Raw genomic sequence first — 20,382 nt, forward strand, 5'->3', positions numbered from 1 at the left:
TGAGGGAAACGCCCGGTTACATTCCGAACCCGGAAGCTAAGCCTTACAGCGCCGATGGTACTGCAGGGGGGACCCTGTGGGAGAGTAGGACGCCGCCGAACTATTTTTGAGGGAAAGCCCCGCACCATTGGTGCGGGGCTTTCCTGCGTTATGCCCTTATGCGGATGGCCCGGAAAGGGTCCGTCCTTCAAAGCCCCAAAGCTAGAGGCGTCCTGCTGCTTTCAATGCGAGATAGGAGTCAGCGAGTGCCGGCGCCAATTCGTTCGGCGGCGCGTCCACGACAGTGACGCCATGCCGCATGAGTTGATCCGCTGTACGACGGCGCTCCTCTTGAGCCTGTGCCGCGGCTGATGCGTCGTAAACAGCATCCGTATTGCCGCGGGCCTTAGCCATGCGCTCGATATGAGGATCCGCGACCGAGGCGACGAGAACTGTGTGGCGTTTGGTGAGCCGTGAGAGCACAGGAAGTAGGCCCTCCTCGACAGGTGCTGCGTCAAGGCTGGTCAGCAGCACGATGAGGGATCGGCGGGGGGCCGTTTGCGATGCCGTCGCCATGAGCCCTCTGGCGTCTGTCTCGATGAGTTCCGGCTCGAGCGGGGCCAGGGCGTTGACGAGGGCGGGCAACAGGTCACCGACTGTGCGGCCCTGTACGAGAGCGCGAATGCGGCGGTCGTACGCCAGTAGGTCGACGCGGTCGCCGGCCTTGGAGGCAAGAGTTGCGAGAAGCAGAGCCGCGTCCATCGAAGCATCGAGGCGAGGGGCATCGCCGACGCGGCCTGCAGAGGTGCGGCCGGTGTCCAGGACGACGAGGATGTGGCGGTCGCGCTCCGGACGCCAGGTGCGGACGGCGACTGTCGACTGGCGTGCCGTGGCCCGCCAGTCGATGGAACGAGTGTCGTCGCCAGGTACGTAGTCACGGAGGCTGTCGAACTCCGTTCCCTCGCCGCGGGTCAACACGCTGGTTCGCCCGTCGAGTTCGCGCAAGCGGGCGAGCTTCGACGGCAGGTGCTTGCGGCTCTTGAACGGTGGGAGGACGCGCACCGTCCAAGGGACCTTGTGGCTGCCCTGGCGGGCGATCAGGCCCAGGGGGCCGTAGGAACGGACGGTGATGCGTTCCGCCTGGCGGTCGCCGCGGCGAGTGGGACGTAGCCGAGTGGTGATCCGCCGACGTTCACCGGGCGGGACGGTCAACTTGTGGCGTGAAGCCGCCACTTCGTTGCCGGGGGCCCAGCTGCTCGGGGGCCAGGCGTCGCGGAGGTGAGCACGCAGCGGGCGTCCGGCGGGATTGGTGACGGTGAGATCGACATCGACGGACTCACCAAGTCGAACGTTTGTGTCACCGGATCGAGTGAAACGGAGCGTTCGCACTGGCGCCGCCAGGGCGTAGTCGCACATCATTGCGAGTGCGAGGGGGGAATTGACGGCGAGGATCCCTGTCCAGCTGGGTTCGAGGAAGCCGACGGGGATGGTACCGAGAGCTGCGAGGAGCGCGGCGCGTCCTGTGGGTGCCATGAGTGACCGACTCAGCGGGGTACGGGGACGTTGGCGAGGATCGCGTTGATGACGGAGTCGGGAGTGACTCCTTCCATCTCGGCCTCAGGGCGCAGTTGGACGCGGTGACGAAGTGTGGGCAGGGCCAGGGCTTTGACGTCGTCGGGAATGACGTAGTCGCGACCCGTGAGCCAGGCCCAGGCGCGGGCGGTCGACAGGAGAGCGGTCGCGCCACGGGGAGAGACGCCGAGGGTGAGCGACGGCGATTCACGAGTGGCGCGGCAGATGTCGACGACGTAGCCGGTGATCTCTGGAGAGACAGAGGTCTTGGCCACGGCGGTCCGGGCCGCTTCAAGGTCGGAAGGGCCGGCGACTGGGCGCACTCCGGCGGTGTGCAGGTCGCGTGGATTGAATCCGTCCGCGTGGCGGGTGAGAACGGCGATCTCGTCTTGGCGAGAAGGGAGGGCGACGTTGAGTTTGAGGAGGAAGCGGTCCAGCTGGGCTTCGGGGAGGGGGTAAGTGCCCTCGTACTCAACGGGGTTCTGGGTGGCGGCGACAAGGAAGGGCTCGGGGAGGAGACGAGGAGTGCCATCGACCGTGACCTGGCGCTCTTCCATCGCTTCGAGAAGCGAGGACTGAGTCTTGGGAGGGGTGCGGTTGATCTCGTCGGCGAGTAGAAGATTGGTGAACACCGGGCCCGGCTGAAACGAGAACTCGGCGGTGCGGGCGTCGTAGACGAGGGATCCGGTGACGTCGCTCGGCATCAGGTCGGGGGTGAACTGGACGCGCTTGGTGTCGAGTTCGAGGGCGGCGGAGAGTGCGCGGACGAGGAGTGTCTTGGCCACGCCGGGGACGCCTTCCAGCAGTACATGGCCGCGGCACAGAAGTGCGACGACGAGTCCGGTGACGGCGGGGTCCTGGCCGACCACGGCCTTGGCGATCTCGGCGCGCAAAGCCTCCAGGGAGGAACGGGCGTTGTCCGCGTTCCCTGCGGAGTCGGCGATCGGGGCGCTCATGAGGTGCGTACCTCTCTTTCGAGGGCGTCGAGTTGGTCGGCGAGGGTGATCAGGGCGGCGTCGTCGGCCGGAGGAGGTCCGAAGAGAAGGGAGTGGAGGTCCCGGGTGGTGCCGGGGAGTTGGGCGGAGACAGCGGCGAGCAGGACCTCGGGGGAGTGGGCTTGGGAGGGGGGTGTGCCTACGAGCGGAGCCAGGCGGGTGCGGGTTGCCGAGCGGAGCGCCCTGGCGGCTCGATCACGGGCGTTGGCCTTGCGGTAGAGGCGGGCGCGGCCCTCGACGGCCTCGGATGCTCGGACGGCTACGGGCAGCCGTTCGGGCACGAGAGGGCCGAGCCGGCGACCGCGCCACAGGGCGGCGAGTGCGGCGGCGATGGCGAGTTGCTGGGCTCCCCAGCGCCAGCCGGAAGGGATCAGGTCGAAGAAGCTTCGGTTGCCGCCATCGGTTGCCGCGGTGTCACCGACAGAGGGGAGGTACCAGACCAGATGCGGGCGCGAACCGAGAAGTTGCAGGGCGAGCGAGGCATTGCCGTGCTCGTCGAGACGATCGTTGTAGAGGATGTTCGGCGCTCCGAGGAGCACTGTGTCGCCGTCGCCTGCCGGCAGGCGCATCAGGGTGGGCAGGCCGTCACTGGTGTAGCAGGAAACCGCGCCCTGGACGGTCGAGGAGTAGCGGACGCCGCCGGTGTCGGCGCTGCCTGCGCGGCGCGCTTCGGCAAAGGAGCAGCTTGGCTCCAGCGTCGACTCGCTGCTCGGAAGCTCGGCGTGTACGCCTGGTGCGAGGCGGCCGAGCGAGTGCTGTTTCGGGGCGAGCAACAGTGTGCGGCCGCTGGAGCTCTCGGTCTTGGCGCGGAGCGAGGACTGCTGCCGCTTGGTGAGCAGGTCGGGCGAGGCGATCAGGAGCGTGGTGTCCGGGCCGGCGGCTGCTGCAGCGTCGTCGCTGGTGGTCACCACGCGCGTGGTGACGCCGCGGTCCGCGAGGAGTTCGGACACGGCACGGCTGCCGTAGGGGTCGGCGGAGCGAGGATCGAGCCGACCGTGCTCGCCGCCGGAGCGTACGGCGGCGATGGCGATCCCTGCGGCGAGCAGGATCGTGAAGGCGAGAAGGAGACCGCGGGTGCGGGTCCACACCTGGCGTGGGGAAGTGGCGGTCGACGTCGACGCGACGGTGGTACCGGTCATTCGGCGGCCCCGGCACCGCTGAGGGCGGGCTTGGTCCGCTCGATGTCACGGTCGAGTTCGGTGAGGCGCAGATATGTCTGCTCGTCGGTGCTGCGGCCGCCGTATGTGATGGCGTCGAAGTTTCGGGCGGCGGCGCGTAGTCGGTCCGCGTGGGACGGCAGGACCTGGCTCGCTTCTGAGGCCGCTTCGTCGGCGGTACGGCCGGGGCGGGGGTCCAGAAGGGCGCGCTCCTCCAGGGAGCGCACGATGGCGCGCATCCGTTCCTGTACGGCCTGGCTCCAGTGGTGCTCCGCGGCGTGGGCCTCGGCTGCGGAGCGGTGTTCGGCGGCGCTGTGGGGGCGGTCGTCGAAGAGAGCGGCGGAGGAGGGTGGGACACGGAGAGGGTTGCCGAGGCGCCACCACAGGATGCCCAAGAGCAACAGCACCACCAGGACGATCACCACAAGTCCCAGCCCACCGCCGGGTGTCGCGCCGGACGCGGCGTTGAAGAGATCGCCGACCCACTCCCAGAAGCGGTCGAGGGCCCGCTGGAAGAGGCTCGGGTCGTTCTCGTGGTACATCGGCTTGGACAGCTCGCGTTCGGCCGCCTCACGCGCGGGGTCGCGCGAGATGGTCACCGGCGGTTCGTCGCCGGTCAGCGGCAACGCGAGCTGCGCCCCGAGGATTCCCCCCGCCGCGATCACCGCATCAGCTCCCCGGAGTGGTGCCCGGGGTACCGGAGCCGTAGCCCTGGAGACCGGCGGCGCGGGCGAGTTCGAGGTCGAGGGCTTCCCGGCGGATCCGCAGGTCGATGTAGAGCAGCACCGTGACACCGGCGGTGATCGGGAAGGCGAGCATCGAACCGATGACGGAGCCGATGCCGCTGACGATCAGGAACGTCCATCCGACATTGGAGGCGCCGCTGGTGAGGAAGCCGCTCATCCCGTCGCCGCTGAGTGCGACGGCCAGCACGGTGAACGGGATGACGATGATCGACACCACCACGTTCACGAGGATCGCGGCGAGCAGCTGGATGCCGAAGACCCGCCACCACGAGCCTTGGACCAGCTTGGCGGAACGGCCCATGGCCTTGCGTACGGTCTGCTTCTCCAGCATCAGGGCGGGAGACGAGAGGGAGAAGCGGACCATCAGCCAGATGGCGACGACGATTCCGGCGAGTCCGCCGAGGGCGGCCAGGGCCACACCGGCCTCGGAGGCGCCGGCCACGGCGATGAGGACACCGGGAAGCATGCCGACCGCGACGATTGCCGCGGCGAGCAGGGGGAGCAAGAAGGTGAGGCCGAGCAGTCGCGGCACCTGAGGGCGTGCGTCGCGCCAGGCTTCAGCGCTGGTCACTGGCTTTCCGAGCACGGCACGACTGGTCACCATCGTGAGCAGCGCGGTGACGACGAAGGTGCCGAGCAAGGACACGAGGAGGATGACGCCGGAGTCGAGGATCGTGTTGCCAAGGGCGCGGCTCAGCTCGTCGACGGTGGCGTCGGGGTCGCTGAGTGCGTCGGTGGTGCCCTGGGTGTTGAGCACCAGACCCTGGAGCAGGATGACGACGATCTCGGTGACCACGGCCACCGCGAGCGAGATCCCGAGGACCGTGCGCCAGTGGGCGCGCATGGTCGAGACCGCGCCGTCGAGGATTTCACCGACACCGAGCGGGCGGAGCGGGATCACGCCGGGTTTGGCCGCGGCGGGGGGCGCGCCCCAACCGCCGCCTCCCCAGCCTCCGTTCGGCCGGCCGGGAGGTACGCCGGGGCCGCCGCCCCAGTTGCCGTGGCCTCCAGGAGGCGGGGACGGTGGAGGTGTCTGGCCGGAGGCGGGAGAGCTGGGGGCCGACCACTGACCGGCCGGCGGCTGCTCCTTGGACCACTTCAAGGCCGGGCCGTCCTGCTGGTCGGCCGGCTCGGTGGGGCGAGGCGCCTCCCCGTCCTGTCCGTCGGAGGGGGCAGATCCGGGCGAAGCCCAGCCCGGAGTGTCGTTCATCGTCGCTCCTTCACGGTGCCCGGCCGCGGTTGCGGGGGCAGGTTGGCTGCCATCGTGCCACGGGGCGCCCCTCGGGGGACCGGGCAGAGTATGGGCTGCGCACCTTCAATTGTTCGACAGGTAAAGGGCAGACTGGGCGGATGGCTGATCAGTACGCGCAATCCCATGAGGACAGCGGACCGCCGCCTACCCCTTCAATCCGCTGGGACGAGCCGCCGGAAGGCCCCGTCCTGGTGCTTCTCGACCAGACCAGGCTCCCGGCCGAGGAAGTGGAGCTGGTGTGTACTGATGCACCGGCCCTGGTGCAGGCGATCCGGACGCTCGCCGTGCGGGGAGCGCCGCTTCTCGGCATCGCAGGGGCGTACGGCGTCGCGCTCGCCGCCGTACGAGGCTTCGATGTGGACGAGGCGGCGGAGGCCCTCGCCACCGCTCGGCCCACCGCTGTGAACCTGGAGCGTGGTGTGCGCAGGGCGCAGGCGGCGTATCGTTCGGCCGTCGAGGGTGGGGCCGACCAGCAGCAGGCCGCGGCGTCGGCCCTGGCCGAGGCGAGGGCCCTGCATGAGGAGGATGCCGAGGCCAGCCGGCGGATGGCACAGAATGGCCTGGCGTTCCTCGACGAACTGCAGCCGGGCGGCGGACATCGGCTTCTCACCCACTGCAACACCGGGGCGCTGGTATCCGGCGGGGAGGGCACCGCGTTCGCGGTGGCGCTCGCCGCCCATCGTGAGGGGCAGCTGCGGCGACTGTGGGTGGATGAGACACGGCCGCTGCTGCAGGGAGCACGGCTCACGGCGTACGAGGCGGCGCGCAGCGGCATGGCGTACACCTTGCTCACCGACAACGCGGCGGGCTCGCTGTTCGCGGCGGGAGAGGTGGACGCGGTGCTGATCGGCGCGGACCGTATCGTCGCCGACGGTTCGGTGGCCAACAAGGTGGGGAGCTATCCGCTCGCAGTGCTCGCCAGGTATCACCATGTGCCGTTCATCGTGGTCGCACCCGTGACGACGGTGGATCCGGACACCCCGGACGGTGCCTCGATCGAGGTCGAGCAGCGGGCAGGACAAGAAGTGACGGAGTTCACGGCGCCGCAGGTGCCTGTGACGGGAGCGGAGCCGGGAGGTGGGATTCCGGTGGCGCCCCTGGGCACGCAGGCGTACAACCCGGCATTCGATGTCACGCCGCCCGAATTGGTGACGGCGATAGTCACCGAGCACGGCGTCGTCTCACCCGTGACCGCCGAAGGCCTGGCACAGCTGTGTGCCAGGTCACGCCAGGTAACGATTAGCTAATGGGATGATGTCAGTCATGAAGGGACGAGTCCTTGTCGTCGACGACGACACCGCACTGGCCGAGATGCTCGGCATTGTGCTTCGTGGTGAGGGTTTCGAGCCGTCGTTCGTAGCAGACGGCGACAAGGCGCTGGCAGCCTTCCGTGAGACAAAGCCGGACCTGGTGCTGCTCGACTTGATGCTGCCCGGACGGGACGGCATCGAGGTGTGCCGCCTGATCAGGGCGGAGTCCGGGGTGCCGATCGTGATGCTCACGGCCAAGAGCGACACCGTCGATGTGGTGGTGGGGCTCGAGTCGGGCGCCGATGACTACATCGTCAAGCCGTTCAAGCCGAAGGAGCTGGTCGCCCGGATCAGGGCGCGGCTTCGCAGGTCCGAGGAGCCCGCGCCGGAGCAGCTGGCCATCGGGGATCTGGTGATCGATGTGGCCGGTCACTCGGTGAAGCGGGACGGTCAGTCGATCGCGCTGACGCCACTGGAGTTCGACCTCCTTGTGGCTCTGGCCCGTAAGCCGTGGCAGGTGTTCACCCGTGAGGTGCTCCTGGAGCAGGTGTGGGGCTATCGGCACGCGGCGGATACACGCCTTGTGAATGTTCATGTCCAGCGGCTGCGGTCCAAGGTCGAGAAGGACCCGGAGCGGCCGGAGATCGTGGTGACCGTCCGAGGCGTCGGTTACAAGGCCGGACCGAGCTGACGTGTCCCGGGAAAGTGCCGCTCCGGCGCCCGGGGAGCCGGGACACCGCCAGGGGCGGCCGGTGGGCCCGGGTGGGCGCACCTCCCGGTTCGGGCGGTTGCTCGACGGTGGGCTGCTGCTGCAGGACGGTGTGCAGGGCAGCCCCGTGCTGCGGCTGTTCACGCGCTGGGTGCGGCGGCCGCTGCTGCCGGTCATGCGTTTGTGGCGGCGCAATATCCAGCTGCGGGTGGTCGCCGGCACGCTGGTGATGTCGCTCGGAGTGGTGCTGCTGCTCGGTTTCGTCGTCATCGGGCAGGTGCGTAACGGCCTGCTCGACGCCAAGGAGAAGGCTGCGCAGATCCAGGCCACGGGCGGTTTCAAGGCCGCGCAGGACAGCGTGGCCGACGGTCAGGGAACCGGCAGCGGAGGCGCGGACGGCGGCATGGGGCCGAAGAACGCGGTCCAGTGGCGGTCGGACCTTGTGACGCAGCTGTCCAGCGGCGGTCAGAGCGCCTTCCACGTGGTGGCGCTCGCCGCGGGCAGTGATGCGGGCAGGGGACGCGGTCCGCGTGCTTCGGGGTACGTGGAGGCGCTGCAGAGCGTGCCCGACGAGCTGCGCACACAGGTGGACCGCGGTGATGGCGCGTACCAGAGTTTCTCGCGGATCGTGTACACGCGCGGCAACTCGGAGCCGGTGTCCGGCCTGGTCATAGGCAAGCGCCTGACCGATATCAACAACGACCCGTACCAGCTGTACTACCTCTTCCCGCTGACGCAGGAGGAGAAGTCGCTGAGCTTGGTCAAGGGCACGCTGGCGACGGCCGGGCTGTTCGTCGTCGTACTCCTCGGTGCGATCGCCTGGCTTGTCGTGCGCCAGGTGGTGACGCCGGTGCGGATGGCGGCGGGGATCGCCGAGCGGCTGTCGGCGGGGCGCCTGCAGGAACGTATGAAGGTGACCGGCGAGGACGACATCGCGCGGCTCGGCGAGGCCTTCAACAAGATGGCGCAGAATCTGCAGCTCAAGATCCAGCAGCTGGAGGACCTGTCGCGGATGCAGCGGCGGTTTGTCTCCGATGTGTCGCATGAGCTGCGTACGCCGCTGACGACCGTGCGGATGGCGGCCGATGTCATTCATGAGGCGCGGGTGGACTTCGATCCGGTGACCGCGCGTTCCGCGGAGCTGCTCGCGGATCAGCTGGACCGTTTCGAGTCGCTGCTCGCGGACCTTCTGGAGATCAGCCGGTTCGATGCGGGTGCGGCGGCACTTGAGGCGGAGGCGACGGATCTGCGTGAGGTCGTACGCCGCGTGGTAGGCGGGGCGGAGCCGCTGGCCGAGGCCAAGGGCGGCCGGATCAGGGTCGTCGGCGATGAGCAGCCGGTGGTGGCGGAGATGGACGCGCGCCGCGTGGAGCGCGTGCTGCGCAACCTCGTCGTCAACGCGGTGGAGCACGGCGACGGCAAGGACGTGGTGGTGCGGCTCGGCGCCGCGGGTGGCGCGGTGGCGGTCGCCGTGCGTGACTACGGCGTGGGGCTCAAGCCCGGTGAGGCGACCCGGGTGTTCAACCGGTTCTGGCGTGCCGACCCGGCACGCGCGCGTACCACCGGTGGGACGGGTCTCGGTCTGTCCATCGCGCTTGAGGACGCGCGTCTGCACGGGGGTTGGCTGCAGGCCTGGGGCGAGCCGGGCGGTGGTTCGCAGTTCCGGCTGACGCTGCCGCGTACGGCGGACGAGGCGCTGCGGGGGTCGCCGATACCCCTGGAGCCCGAGGACTCGCGCCGTAATCGTGGTCTGAACGACGCCGGGCTGCCGCGTGGTGGCAGCGGCAAGTTGGCCACGGTGCCCGCGCAGACGTCGGCGGAGCGGGAGCCCGCGCGGGTGCCGTCGAAGCCGTCGGTGCCGCCGCGGCTCGCTTCGCCGAGCGCGGATCCGACAGCGCTGCCCGGCAATGGGGCGCGGGTCGTGCCGCGCCAGGCCGTGGAGCAGGACACGGCGTCGTCCGACTCCACGCCCGGACCAGGTGCCGCCAGCGGTGGTGGCGGTGGCCGCGGTGATGACGGTCGGCGTGACGATGACGGCAGCAGCAGGCGGGCGGAGACGGAAGAGGAGAGCACTCGTGGGCGCTGACCGTGGCCGGCGCGGCCGTTTCCGTGCTCTGCGCACCGGCATGGCACTCGGCTGCGGCGGCGCGCTGCTCGCCGGGTGCGCCTCGATGCCTGACAGCGGTGGCGTGGAGCCGGTCGAGGCCTCTCCGAGGGAGCCCCAAGTACGGGTGTTCGCCGTGCCGCCGCAGGACGGGGCGAGCCCCGCGGAGATCGTCGAGGGCTTCCTTGAGGCCCTGACCAGCGATGATCCACAGTTCGCGATGGCGCGTAAGTATCTGACCGAGGACACGTCGCGGCGCTGGCAGCCCGAGCGCTCCACCACGGTGCTCGCGGACGGCCCGAACACGGATCCCAACGGCACGAGCAACGACCGCGACGGCGGCGGCTATCGGTATGCGCTCGCCGGCGAGATGGTCGCCACGGTCGACGAGGAACATGCGTACCAGCCGGAGCAGGGCTCGTACGCGAAGTCGATCCATCTCTCCCGCCAGGACGGCGGTGAGTGGCGTATCGACGCGCTGCCGGACGGCGTGGTGCTCGGGCAGTCCGACTTCGAGCGGCTCTATCTGCCGGTCAACAAGTACTACTTCGCGTCCGGATCGTCGTCGGACGAGGACGGGGCGCAGAATCCGCCGGCGATGGTCGCGGACCCGGTCTATGTGCGCCAGCGGATAGACCCGGTGACGCAGGCCGTCACCTCGCTCCTCGACGGGCCGACCAACTGGCTGAACCCGGTGGTCAGTTCACGGTTCCCGACGGGTACGGCGCTCAAGAAGGGCACGAAGGCGCTCACGCCCGATGACCAGAACCGTCTGACGGTCCCGCTGAACGGGCAGGTCGACGGGGTGCGTCCGGACCGCTGCGCCAAGATGGCGGCCCAGCTCTTCTTCACCCTCCAGGACCTGACGCCCACCGGGATCGAGCAGGTGGAGCTGCAGCGGTCCAACGGCACGCAGCTGTGCGTTCTCGACGCCGACCAGGCCGAGGCCAGTGCGCCCAACCGCTCGGTGGGCGGGCCCGAGTACCAGTACTTCCTGGACGCCAAGCACAAGTTGGTGCGGATGCCGAAGAACAAGGACGACGTGGAGCCGGTGGCCGGCCCGCTGGGCGGCGGCGAGCGGCAACTGCGTTCGGCGGCCGTGTCGCGCGCCGAGGACCGGGCGGCGGGGGTGTCGAACGACGGGCGTTCGCTGTACGTGGGCTCTCTGCTGTCCGACGGAAAGCTGGACAAGACGGAGGTGCGCAGCCGTGCCGCGGAGGAGAAGGACCGGCTGACCAAGCCGAGTTGGGACGGCAGGGGCGATCTGTGGGTGGCCGACCGCGACCCCAAGCGGCAGCGGCTGCTGTGGCTGGCCCAGGGCGAGGGAAAGCCCGTCGAGGTCAAGGTCGACGGTCTGAACGAAGGACGGATCAACGCCGTGCGGGTCTCGGCGGACGGTGTGCGGGTCGCGCTGCTCGTCGAGAAGGACGACAAGGTCTCCTTGAAGATCGGCCGGGTGGAGCGTCAGGGCACGGCGGACGCTCCCGAGGTGTCGGTCGTCGAACTGCGCCCCGGGGCACCGCAGATGGAGGAGGTCACCGCCATGTCGTGGGCGGGCGGCAGCCGTCTCGTGGTCGTCGGCAAGGAGGCGGGCGGCGTGCAGCAGCTGCAGTACGTGCAGAGCGACGGCTCCGTGGTGCGGGGGCCGACCCTGCCCGCGCTCACCGGCGTGACGGACATCGCGGCCTCCGAGGACGAACGGCTGCCGCTGGTGGCGCACTCCGACGAGGACGGGATCGTACGGTTGCCTCCGGGGGCGAACTGGAAGACGGTGGTGAAGGACGGCTCGTCGCCCGTATATCCCGGGTAGGAGCCCCTTCTTCGCCGGGTGCGGCGTACGTTCCCTGGTGCTGCCGTGCTGCCGTGCTGCCGTGCTGCCGTGCTGCCGTGCTGCCGTGCTGCCGTGCCGCCGTGCCGCCGTGCTGCTTGTGACGTGGTGGCGTGGTGCTTGTGACGTGGTGGCGTGGTGGGGCCGTTCCTCGGCGGGTGGTCGCCGATCAAGCGTCGCTCAGCGCGAGTTGGCCACGAAGTTACGGTCGAGAAGCCCTGGTCGTACGCGGAGTTATCCACAGGGGTGGCAGGGCGCGGCTCACGTTGGCACAGTGGTGGGCATGCGGGGGTGGTGGCGCGATTTCGCCGACCTGGTGCTGCCGGCCGACTGCGGCGGCTGCGGGTCGCCTCGCGCGGTGCTGTGCGGCTCGTGCCGTGCGGCGCTGTGCGGCAGGGCGCCGCGTCTGGTGCGGCCGGTGCCCGAGCCGGCCGGGCTGCCGGTGGTGCACGCTGCCGCTCCGTATGAGGACGAGGTGCGCGCGGTCCTGCTCGCGCACAAGGAGCGGGGGGCCCTGGGCCTTGCGGAGGCTCTGGGGGCCGCCCTCGCGGGCGCTGTGCGTGCGGGGCTGCCCGCGCCGCCGTGGGAGCCCTGGCCGTCGGCTGAACCCGGTCTGACGGCTGTGGCCGGGGCGCCGGGAGCCGGCGTGCAGGGAGCCGGGCCCTCAGGGGCCGGGCACCGGAGCGGAGCCGGTCTGACGGGCCCGTGCGGCCTGCCGGGGCCGGTGCTCTTGGTGCCGGTGCCGTCCGCGCGGCGGGCGGTGGCGGCGCGTGGGCACGATCCGGCGCGCAGGATCGCTCTGGCCGCTTCGCGGGAACTGCGGCGCACGGGGGTCGGGGCCCGGGTGTTTCCGGTGCTGCGCCAGCGGCGCCGGATCGCCGACCAGTCGGGGCTCAACTCCCGCCAGCGGCTTGAGAATGTGACCGGTGCGCTGGACGTGGCGGCGGGTGCGGGGCGGCTGCTCGCGGAGCATCGCGTCGTCCTGGTCGACGACCTGATGACGACCGGGGCCTCGCTGGCCGAAGCCGCGCGTGCGTTGCGCGCCGGTACGGCACCTGCCGAATCACCCGGCGGAACGGACACGGAGAACACTCGAGGAACGGTGCCTGGACCCGGAGAACTCCGGGTAATGACTCGAACGAACGCAGCGGTAGTCGCCGCTTCACCTGATTCCTTCGAAATAAACCGGAACTGACTGAGAACCTTCATCGTTGCTGGTAGTGAGAGTGCCATTTCACCTGAACGGAGGTACGCCGCAGTAGAGGGTGACGACATCCGTCCAGGCGAGATATGTTCGGTTGTGAGGAAAGGCGGACGCCCTGCCTCGCATATCGGAATGACGGCTTCGGGTTTTCTGCAATCACCCGAGCCGGTGGGGTGGAGATCTTGCTCGCGGGGGAGGAGGAGGTGGAAGTCACCGAGTCCGAGACTCCGGGTTCACCGGGGTCTGGTGCAAAAGGGAGACGCTCCGCCCGCTGAAGCGGAGCGATCCGGGAACGGAGTTCTGCGTGGACATCGTCGTCAAGGGCCACAAGACCGAGGTGCCCGAGCGGTTCCGCAAGCACGTGGCCGAGAAGCTGAAGCTGGAGAAGATCCAGAAGCTCGATGGCAAGGTGATCAGCCTCGACGTCGAGGTGTCCAAGGAGCCCAACCCGCGACAGGCAGACCGTTCGGACCGTGTGGAGATCACTCTCCGGACGCGTGGCCCGGTGATCCGGGCGGAGGCCTCGGCCAGCGACCCGTATGCGGCGCTCGACCTCGCCCAGGAGAAGCTGGAAGCCCGTCTGCGCAAGCAGCACAGCAAGCGCTCCACCCGCCGCGGCACCGGACGCCTCTCGGCGGCCGAGGTGGCCGACCGGGTGCCCGGCGCGGCGACGCTCAACGGGGACGGCTCGCCCGCACCGGTCGACGAGGACGAGGCGGTGCCGACCAAGAGGATCGGATCGCTCGAGATTCAGGGCGACGGCCCGCTGGTGGTCCGCGAGAAGACCCACGTCGCGGCGCCCATGACGCTCGACCAGGCGCTCTACGAGATGGAGTTGGTCGGACACGACTTCTATCTGTTCGTCGACTCCGAGACCAAGGAGCCCAGTGTCGTCTACCGGCGGCACGCGTATGACTACGGCGTCATCCACCTCAGCACGGATCCGATGGTGTCCAAGGCGCAGTCGGCCGCTGCGGGCGGCGGTGCCCTCGGTGGCTGACGGCCCCCGGTGACGTCGATGACGGTGCCCCTGGAGCGCGTGTGCGCCCCCAGGGGCACCATCGTGCGACCCCTTCGGGCACCGCATGGGTGTCCGGGCATGAAATCATGGCCGCGCAGCCCAACCCGTGTACTGCCGACGCGGGTTGTGGCATCTGGAGAACAGGCCTCGGCCTTCAGGGGGAGGAACGATGGCGGACAGTTTCGGACCGATGCGTGACGAAGATGCCGACGACGGCGTCGACAGCATCGGCGCGGACGCGGGCACGCCCCGGAAGGAGCCCATCCGGGTCCTTGTGGTGGATGACCACGCGCTCTTCCGCCGGGGTCTGGAGATCGTCCTCGCGCAGGAGGAGGACATCCAGGTCGTAGGGGAGGCCGGCGACGGGGCCGAGGCGGTGGACAAGGCGGCCGACCTGTTGCCCGACATCGTGCTCATGGACGTGCGGATGCCCAAGCGCGGCGGCATCGAGGCCTGCACCTCCATCAAGGAAGTGGCGCCCAGCGCCAAAATCATCATGCTCACGATCAGCGATGAAGAGGCCGATCTCTACGACGCGATCAAGGCCGGCGCCACCGGCTATCTGCTCAAGGAGATCTCCACGGACGAGGTGGCCACCGCCATCCGCGCGGTGGCCGACGGGCAGTCGCAGATCAGCCCGTCGATGGCCTCCAAGCTGCTCACCGAGTTCAAGTCGATGATCCAGCGCACCGACGAGCGCCGCCTTGTGCCCGCGCCCCGGCTCACCGAACGCGAGCTCGAGGTGCTCAAGCTGGTGGCCACGGGCATGAACAACCGCGATATCGCCAAGGAGCTGTTCATCTCCGAGAACACCGTGAAGAACCATGTGCGCAACATCCTGGAGAAGCTGCAGCTGCACTCCAGGATGGAGGCCGTGGTCTACGCGATGCGGGAGAAGATCCTCGAAATCCGCTGAGCGGTCCGCGGCGGCTCAGCCGAGTGCTGCCGTCAGAGGTGCGTGCAGCTCCGCGGGGGTGACCCGCTCGACCCGCACCTGGTCGCAGCCGACCCACCCGGCCGCCTCGGTGAGCGCCTTGGCCATGGGGCCCACCGCCTTCGGTGTCTCCAGGGAGGCGTGCCGGGCCACCAGCGTCCGGCCGTCGCGCGCTGGGTCCACCCGGCCCAGGAGCCGGCCGCCGGCGAGCAGCGGCATCGCGAAATAGCCGTACACACGCTTCGGCCTGGGGACGTATGCCTCCAGGCGGTGGGTGAAGCCGAAGATCCGCTCCGTGCGGGCGCGCTCCCAGATCAGTGAGTCGAAGGGGGAGAGCAGCGTCGTGCGGTGCCGGCCGCGCGGGGGGCTCTGCAGGGCAGCCGGGTCCGCCCAGGCGGGCTTGCCCCAGCCCTCGACCTCCACCGGCACCAGACCCGAGTCCGCCACCACCGCGTCGAACTGCTCGGCCTTGAGCCGGTGATAGTCCGCGATGTCGGAGCGTGTGCCCACGCCGAGCGCCTCACCGGCGAGCCGCACCAGGCGGCGCAGGCACTCCCGGTCGTCCAGGTCGTCGTGGAGCAGCTCACCCGGAATGGCGCGCTCCGCGAGGTCGTACACCCGCTTCCAGCCGCGGCGCTCGACGCACACCACCTCGCCGTACATCAGCGCGCGCTCGACGGCGACCTTCGACTCGGACCAGTCCCACCACTCGCCCTTGTTCTTCGCGCCGCCCAACTCCGTCGCGGTGAGGGGGCCTTCGGCGCGCAGCTGCTTGATGACCTGGTCGTACGCCGCGTCACTCAGCTCGTGGTGCCACTGCGGCCGGGAGCGGTAGGCGCGGCGGCGGAAGGCGAAGTGCGGCCACTCCTCAATGGGCAGGATGCAGGCGGCATGCGACCAGTACTCGAAGGCGTGGGTCTGCGTCCAGTACGCCTCCTCCACCGGCTTGCGGCCGACGGCGCCGAGTCGTGCGTACGGAATGAGCTCGTGTGAGCGGGCGAGCACCGAGATCGTGTCGAGCTGGACGGCGCCCAGGTGCCGCAGGACTCCGCGCACTCCCGAGCGCCTGTCGGGCGCGCCCAGGAAGCCCTGGGCGCGCAGAGCGATACGACGGGCCTCGTCCGCGGAGAGCCCGACTTCGGGGGCGGTGTCGGCGGCGGGGGTGGGCACAGAGGTCATGGTCGTACCGTAGACGCCGCCTCTGACAGTCAGGCCTGACCTGCTGAATTCGCGGTTTCGGCGGGCAAGTAGGGGTCGAGCGGCCGCAGTTCCACGTCGGACGGGAGCAGGGCGCCGATCCAGCAGTCGCGCCGGGTGCCGCGGTGCAGAAGTCCGGCCCGCAGGGTGCCCTCCACGGTGAAGCCGACGCGTTCGGCCACCGCGCGGGAGGCGGTGTTGCCCACTTCGGCGCGCCATTCGAGACGGTCGACCGCGGCGTCGGTGAAGGCCCAGCGGGACACCGTGTGCAGCGCCTCGGTCACATAGCCGCGGCCCCGATGCTCCTTCACCGACCAGTAGCCGACCTCGGCCGCGCCCTCGCCGCGCGTCATGACCCCCATCACCCCGACCAGGGAGCCTTCGTCCTTGGTGCGGATCGCGAAGGCGTACTCCCTGCTGTTGAGCCAGGCGTCCGGGGCGATCCGGCGGGTGAAGGTCTCCGCGTGCTCGCGCTCGTAGGGCGACGGGACCGTCGTCCAGCGCTGGATGTCGGGGTCCTGGCATGCGGTGTAGCAGTCGTCGGTGTCGTCCGGGCCGAGGGGGCGCAGGATGAGGCGTGCGGTGGTGAGTGTGACCGGGTCCATCGATCAATTCTCGGGCGCCGGGAGAGCGTGCGCCAGAACTTTTGCACGGTCATACGGGCACCTCCCGGGATCCCCGCGCGTTCTCAAAGAGGATGGCGGGTGGCCTTCGTCACGACGACCCTCCCGAGCCGGAGGCGTCCTCGCTTACGATGGCCGTTGCGGTGGGGTCCACCTGTTGTGCCCGCGCTGCTACCGAAACCGACCACGCCAGGCCCGACCGGCAAGGAGACCAACCCTCGTGTCCGTCTTCAACAAGCTCATGCGTGCAGGCGAAGGAAAGATCCTGCGCAAACTGCACCGCATTGCGGACCAGGTCAACTCCATCGAAGAGGACTTCGTCAACCTCTCCGACGCCGAGCTGCGCGCCCTCACCGATGAGTACAAGGAGCGCTACCAGGAGTGGGTCGACAGCGAGGGGAAGTCGGGCGACAGCCTCGACGACCTGCTGCCGGAGGCCTTCGCCACGGTCCGTGAGGCCGCCAAGCGCGTCCTCGGCCAGCGTCACTACGACGTACAGATGATGGGTGGCGCCGCCCTCCACCTCGGTTATGTCGCCGAAATGAAGACCGGTGAGGGCAAGACCCTGGTCGGCACGCTGCCGACCTACCTCAATGCCCTTTCGGGCAAGGGCGTGCACCTGATCACGGTCAATGACTATCTGGCCGAGCGCGACTCCGAGATGATGGGCCGCGTCCATAAATTCCTGGGTCTGAGCGTCGGCTGCATCCTCGCCAATATGACGCCGGCCCAGCGCCGCGAGCAGTACAACTGCGACATCACTTACGGCACGAACAACGAGTTCGGCTTCGACTACCTGCGCGACAACATGGCGTGGTCCCAGGACGAGCTCGTCCAGCGTGGCCACAACTTCGCGGTGGTCGACGAGGTCGACTCCATCCTCGTCGACGAGGCCCGTACGCCGCTGATCATCTCCGGTCCCGCCGACCAGGCCACGAAGTGGTACGGCGACTTCGCCAAGCTGGTCACCCGTCTCACCAAGGGCGAGGCGGGCAACCAGCTCAAGGGCATCGAGGAGACCGGGGACTACGAGGTCGACGAGAAGAAGCGCACCGTCGGCATCCATGAGTCCGGCGTCGCCAAGGTCGAGGACTGGCTGGGCATCGACAACCTCTACGAGTCGGTGAACACCCCGCTCGTGGGTTACCTGAACAACGCCATCAAGGCCAAGGAACTCTTCAAGAAGGACAAGGACTACGTCGTCATCGACGGCGAAGTCATGATCGTCGACGAGCACACCGGCCGTATCCTCGCCGGCCGCCGCTACAACGAGGGCATGCACCAGGCGATCGAGGCGAAGGAAGGGGTGGACATCAAGGACGAGAACCAGACGCTCGCGACGATCACCCTGCAGAACTTCTTCCGCCTCTACAAGCGCGACGGCTACAAGAGCGGCCTGTCCGGCATGACCGGTACGGCCATGACCGAGGCCGCCGAGTTCCAGCAGATCTACAAGCTGGGCGTCGTGCCGATCCCGACGAACAAGCCGATGATCCGCCTCGACCAGTCCGACCTGATCTACCGCACGGAGAAGGCGAAGTTCGACGCGGTCGTCGACGACATCGTCGAGAAGCACGAGAAGGGCCAGCCGATCCTGGTCGGCACCACCTCGGTCGAGAAGTCCGAGTACCTCTCGCAGCAGCTCTCCAAGCGCGGCGTGCCGCACGAGGTGCTCAACGCCAAGCAGCACGACCGTGAGGCGACGATCGTCGCCCAGGCCGGCCGCAAGGGCTCCGTCACCGTCGCCACGAACATGGCCGGACGAGGCACCGACATCAAGCTCGGCGGCAACCCCGACGACCTCGCCGAGGCCGAGCTGCGTCAGCGCGGCCTCGACCCCGAGGAGCACATCGAGGAGTGGGCCGCGGCCCTGCCCGCCGCCCTGGAGAAGGCCGAGGCCGCGGTCAAGGCCGAGCACGACGAGGTCACCGACCTCGGCGGTCTCTACGTCCTCGGCACCGAGCGGCACGAGTCGCGGCGTATCGACAACCAGCTGCGCGGTCGTTCCGGACGTCAGGGCGACCCCGGTGAGTCCCGTTTCTATCTCTCGCTCGGTGACGACCTGATGCGCCTCTTCAAGGCGCAGATGGTCGAGCGCGTGATGGCCATGGCCAATGTCCCGGACGACGTCCCCATCGAGAACAAGATGGTGACCCGGGCCATCGCGTCCGCCCAGTCGCAGGTGGAGCAGCAGAACTTCGAGACGCGTAAGAACGTCCTGAAGTACGACGAGGTCCTCAACCGCCAGCGCGAGGTCATCTACGGCGAGCGCCGTCGCGTCCTGCAGGGCGAGGATCTGCACGAGCAGATCCGCCACTTCATGGACGACACGATCGACGCCTACATCCAGGCCGAGTCCGCCGAGGGCTTCGCGGAGGAGTGGGACCTGGACCGGCTGTGGGGCGCCTTCAAGCAGCTCTACCCGGTGAAGATCACCATCGAGGAGCTCGAGGACACCGCCGGTGACCGCGCGGGCCTGACCGCCGAGTTCATCAGCGAGTCCGTCAAGGAAGACATCCACGAGCAGTACGACAAGCGCGAGGAGCAGCTCGGCTCCGAGATCATGCGTGAGCTGGAGCGCCGCGTGGTGCTCTCCGTCCTCGACCGCAAGTGGCGCGAGCACCTCTACGAGATGGACTACCTCCAGGAGGGCATCGGCCTGCGCGCCATGGCGCAGAAGGACCCCCTGGTCGAGTACCAGCGCGAGGGCTTCGACATGTTCACCGCCATGATGGAGGGCATCAAGGAGGAGTCCGTCGGCTATCTGTTCAACCTGGAGGTCCAGGTCGAGCAGCAGGTCGAGGAGGTCCCGCTCGAGGACGCGGCGCCGTCCCTGGAGAAGGGCGACGTCCAGGACGCGGTGCCCGCGGGCGGTGGCCGCCCCGAGATCCGCGCCAAGGGCCTCGACGCCCCGCAGCGTCCGGACCGGCTGCACTTCTCGGCACCCACGGTGGACGGAGAAGGCGGCGTCGTCGAGGGCGACTTCAGCAATGGCGAGGACCCGGACGGTCCGGTGCGCTCCACTTCCGACGGCATGACGCGCGCGGAGCGGCGCAAGGCCCAGAAGGGCCGCCGCCGCAAGAAGTAGTTCTGGCGGTAGCCAGCCGGGGCCGGGTCCAGCGAGAGCTGGGCACCGGCCCCGTTGCGTTCACTCCTCGGCCGGCCTGCGCTCGCCGCCGAGCTCCACCGCGGTGCAGCGCCAGCGCAGTTCGGTGTCCTGTTCCAGGCGGAAGGCCATGGCGCGCACCTGGTCCCCGGCGGCGATACACGCGCTGGCCTCGACGACGCCGGGCCGGAGCGGAAGTGCCCGGCAGGTGCGGACGACGGGCCGCGTGCCCCGGGTGCGCAGGGGTGTGAGCGGGGCGAGTTCCACGAGCTGCTGGTAGCCCCGGCCTGCGGAGTACTTGAGCATCCACTGCACGGGGCGTTCGCCGCTGAGGACGGCGAGCAGACGCTCGGCGAACAGCTCATGCGGCTTGATACGGCGGCGCCGCACCGTCTTTACGGCGGGCCTTCGCTGGTCGCGACGGTCGGCGGGCCTGCTCCGGTCGAGCCGGCCCGGGGGCCGGGTGGCGCTTGGTGGGCGAGTGCTGCTTGCGGGACGGGTGGTGCTCGTGGGGTGGCCGGTGTCCGCGGGGCGAGTAGTGGTCGTGGGCCGGTCAGTGTCCATGGGACGGGTGGTGGGTGTGGGGCGGCCGGTGCCCGTCGGCCGTGTGGTGCTCGTGGGCCGGTCGGTGCCCGCGGGCTGGGCGATGGGGCGGCCGTCGGTGCCGACCGGCCGGGTGCTGCTCGCTGGTTGGCTGGTGCTGGT

Annotated in this window: 16 protein-coding genes and 1 rRNA gene; 9 read left to right on the forward strand and 8 right to left on the reverse strand. The window is 69.3% G+C overall.

Translation table 11 applies throughout. The features are described from left to right. Positions 1 to 101, forward strand: a 5S ribosomal RNA gene (gene rrf / locus ACFQVC_RS40465); the annotation flags it as partial. A gap of 100 nt (positions 102 to 201) precedes the next feature. Here rrf and ACFQVC_RS40470 read toward each other — a convergent pair. The 5 genes from ACFQVC_RS40470 to ACFQVC_RS40490 are packed head-to-tail and all read right to left on the reverse strand — an operon-like array spanning position 202 to position 5,659. After that, the gene (locus ACFQVC_RS40470; protein WP_381841073.1) at positions 202 to 1,512 is read right to left on the reverse strand and encodes a DUF58 domain-containing protein; all 1,311 of its coding nucleotides are present in this window, start codon (positions 1,510 to 1,512) and stop codon (positions 202 to 204) included. Positions 1,513 to 1,523: 11 nt separating this feature from the next. Further along, entirely contained in the window at positions 1,524 to 2,507 is a 984-nt protein-coding gene (locus ACFQVC_RS40475) for an AAA family ATPase (RefSeq protein ID WP_381841076.1), read from the reverse strand. After that, positions 2,504 to 3,685 (reverse strand): DUF4350 domain-containing protein, encoded by a 1,182-nt coding sequence (locus ACFQVC_RS40480; protein ID WP_381841079.1) that lies wholly within the window; start codon positions 3,683 to 3,685, stop codon positions 2,504 to 2,506. Before ACFQVC_RS40480 ends, ACFQVC_RS40475 begins: the two co-directional genes overlap by 4 nt. Then, positions 3,682 to 4,368, reverse strand: a complete 687-nt coding sequence (locus ACFQVC_RS40485; protein ID WP_381841082.1) for a DUF4129 domain-containing protein — start codon at positions 4,366 to 4,368, stop codon at positions 3,682 to 3,684. The genes ACFQVC_RS40480 and ACFQVC_RS40485 overlap by 4 nt, the downstream gene beginning before the upstream one ends. A gap of 4 nt (positions 4,369 to 4,372) precedes the next feature. Next, positions 4,373 to 5,659 (reverse strand): glycerophosphoryl diester phosphodiesterase membrane domain-containing protein, encoded by a 1,287-nt coding sequence (locus tag ACFQVC_RS40490; protein ID WP_381841085.1) that lies wholly within the window; start codon positions 5,657 to 5,659, stop codon positions 4,373 to 4,375. Between the two features lie 140 nt (positions 5,660 to 5,799). Here ACFQVC_RS40490 and mtnA point away from each other — a divergent pair, with 140 nt between their 5' ends. The 7 genes from mtnA (at position 5,800) to ACFQVC_RS40525 (ending at position 14,733) form a co-directional block, all read left to right on the forward strand. Beyond that, positions 5,800 to 6,948, forward strand: a complete 1,149-nt coding sequence (mtnA, locus tag ACFQVC_RS40495) for an S-methyl-5-thioribose-1-phosphate isomerase (RefSeq protein ID WP_381841088.1) — start codon at positions 5,800 to 5,802, stop codon at positions 6,946 to 6,948. A 4-nt stretch (positions 6,949 to 6,952) separates the two neighbouring features. Beyond that, a complete protein-coding gene (gene mtrA / locus ACFQVC_RS40500) occupies positions 6,953 to 7,642 on the forward strand; it encodes a two-component system response regulator MtrA (protein ID WP_282537543.1) in 690 nt (229 codons plus the stop codon). 1 nt (position 7,643) lies between these two features. Further along, positions 7,644 to 9,746, forward strand: a complete 2,103-nt coding sequence (gene mtrB / locus ACFQVC_RS40505) for an MtrAB system histidine kinase MtrB (protein WP_381841092.1) — start codon at positions 7,644 to 7,646, stop codon at positions 9,744 to 9,746. Then, the gene (locus tag ACFQVC_RS40510; protein WP_381841095.1) at positions 9,736 to 11,574 is read left to right on the forward strand and encodes an LpqB family beta-propeller domain-containing protein; all 1,839 of its coding nucleotides are present in this window, start codon (positions 9,736 to 9,738) and stop codon (positions 11,572 to 11,574) included. The genes mtrB and ACFQVC_RS40510 overlap by 11 nt, the downstream gene beginning before the upstream one ends. 301 nt (positions 11,575 to 11,875) lie before the next feature. Further along, entirely contained in the window at positions 11,876 to 12,787 is a 912-nt protein-coding gene (locus ACFQVC_RS40515; RefSeq protein ID WP_381841098.1) for a ComF family protein, read from the forward strand. Positions 12,788 to 13,100: 313 nt separating this feature from the next. Continuing rightward, a complete protein-coding gene (gene hpf / locus ACFQVC_RS40520) occupies positions 13,101 to 13,796 on the forward strand; it encodes a ribosome hibernation-promoting factor, HPF/YfiA family (protein WP_381841101.1) in 696 nt (231 codons plus the stop codon). Positions 13,797 to 13,986: 190 nt separating this feature from the next. Beyond that, positions 13,987 to 14,733 (forward strand): response regulator, encoded by a 747-nt coding sequence (locus ACFQVC_RS40525; RefSeq protein WP_381841104.1) that lies wholly within the window; start codon positions 13,987 to 13,989, stop codon positions 14,731 to 14,733. A 15-nt stretch (positions 14,734 to 14,748) separates the two neighbouring features. On the opposite strand, the gene ACFQVC_RS40530 is transcribed toward ACFQVC_RS40525, so the two are convergent. Together ACFQVC_RS40530 and ACFQVC_RS40535 are read right to left on the reverse strand one after the other, a co-directional pair. Further along, complete coding sequence (locus ACFQVC_RS40530; RefSeq protein WP_381841107.1) at positions 14,749 to 15,930, reverse strand: winged helix-turn-helix domain-containing protein; 1,182 nt, start codon at positions 15,928 to 15,930, stop codon at positions 14,749 to 14,751. Positions 15,931 to 15,959: 29 nt separating this feature from the next. After that, a complete protein-coding gene (locus ACFQVC_RS40535) occupies positions 15,960 to 16,553 on the reverse strand; it encodes a GNAT family N-acetyltransferase (protein WP_381841110.1) in 594 nt (197 codons plus the stop codon). 238 nt (positions 16,554 to 16,791) lie between these two features. Between ACFQVC_RS40535 and secA the strand changes: the two genes are divergently transcribed. Continuing rightward, on the forward strand, positions 16,792 to 19,659 hold the full coding sequence (gene secA / locus ACFQVC_RS40540) for a preprotein translocase subunit SecA (RefSeq protein ID WP_381841113.1): 2,868 nt from the start codon (positions 16,792 to 16,794) through the stop codon (positions 19,657 to 19,659). 60 nt (positions 19,660 to 19,719) lie between these two features. On the opposite strand, the gene ACFQVC_RS40545 is transcribed toward secA, so the two are convergent. After that, positions 19,720 to 20,382: Rv3235 family protein (locus tag ACFQVC_RS40545; protein WP_381841116.1), on the reverse strand; the 663-nt coding region annotated here is incomplete at its 5' end.

Source organism: Streptomyces monticola (genome assembly GCF_042665355.1).
GTDB lineage: Bacteria > Actinomycetota > Actinomycetes > Streptomycetales > Streptomycetaceae > Streptomyces > Streptomyces monticola.

Excerpts from the sequence above, each read along its gene's own strand:
- ACFQVC_RS40535 (WP_381841110.1), bottom strand. The coding sequence starts at position 16,553 with ATGGACCCGGTCACACTCACCACCGCACGCCTCATCCTGCGCCCCCTC.
- ACFQVC_RS40515 (WP_381841098.1), top strand. The coding sequence starts at position 11,876 with ATGCGGGGGTGGTGGCGCGATTTCGCCGACCTGGTGCTGCCGGCCGAC.
- mtnA (WP_381841088.1), top strand. The coding sequence starts at position 5,800 with ATGGCTGATCAGTACGCGCAATCCCATGAGGACAGCGGACCGCCGCCT.
- ACFQVC_RS40470 (WP_381841073.1), bottom strand. The coding sequence starts at position 1,512 with ATGGCACCCACAGGACGCGCCGCGCTCCTCGCAGCTCTCGGTACCATC.
- ACFQVC_RS40475 (WP_381841076.1), bottom strand. The coding sequence starts at position 2,507 with ATGAGCGCCCCGATCGCCGACTCCGCAGGGAACGCGGACAACGCCCGT.
- ACFQVC_RS40530 (WP_381841107.1), bottom strand. The coding sequence starts at position 15,930 with ATGACCTCTGTGCCCACCCCCGCCGCCGACACCGCCCCCGAAGTCGGG.
- mtrA (WP_282537543.1), top strand. The coding sequence starts at position 6,953 with ATGATGTCAGTCATGAAGGGACGAGTCCTTGTCGTCGACGACGACACC.
- ACFQVC_RS40480 (WP_381841079.1), bottom strand. The coding sequence starts at position 3,685 with ATGACCGGTACCACCGTCGCGTCGACGTCGACCGCCACTTCCCCACGC.
- ACFQVC_RS40490 (WP_381841085.1), bottom strand. The coding sequence starts at position 5,659 with ATGAACGACACTCCGGGCTGGGCTTCGCCCGGATCTGCCCCCTCCGAC.
- ACFQVC_RS40525 (WP_381841104.1), top strand. The coding sequence starts at position 13,987 with ATGGCGGACAGTTTCGGACCGATGCGTGACGAAGATGCCGACGACGGC.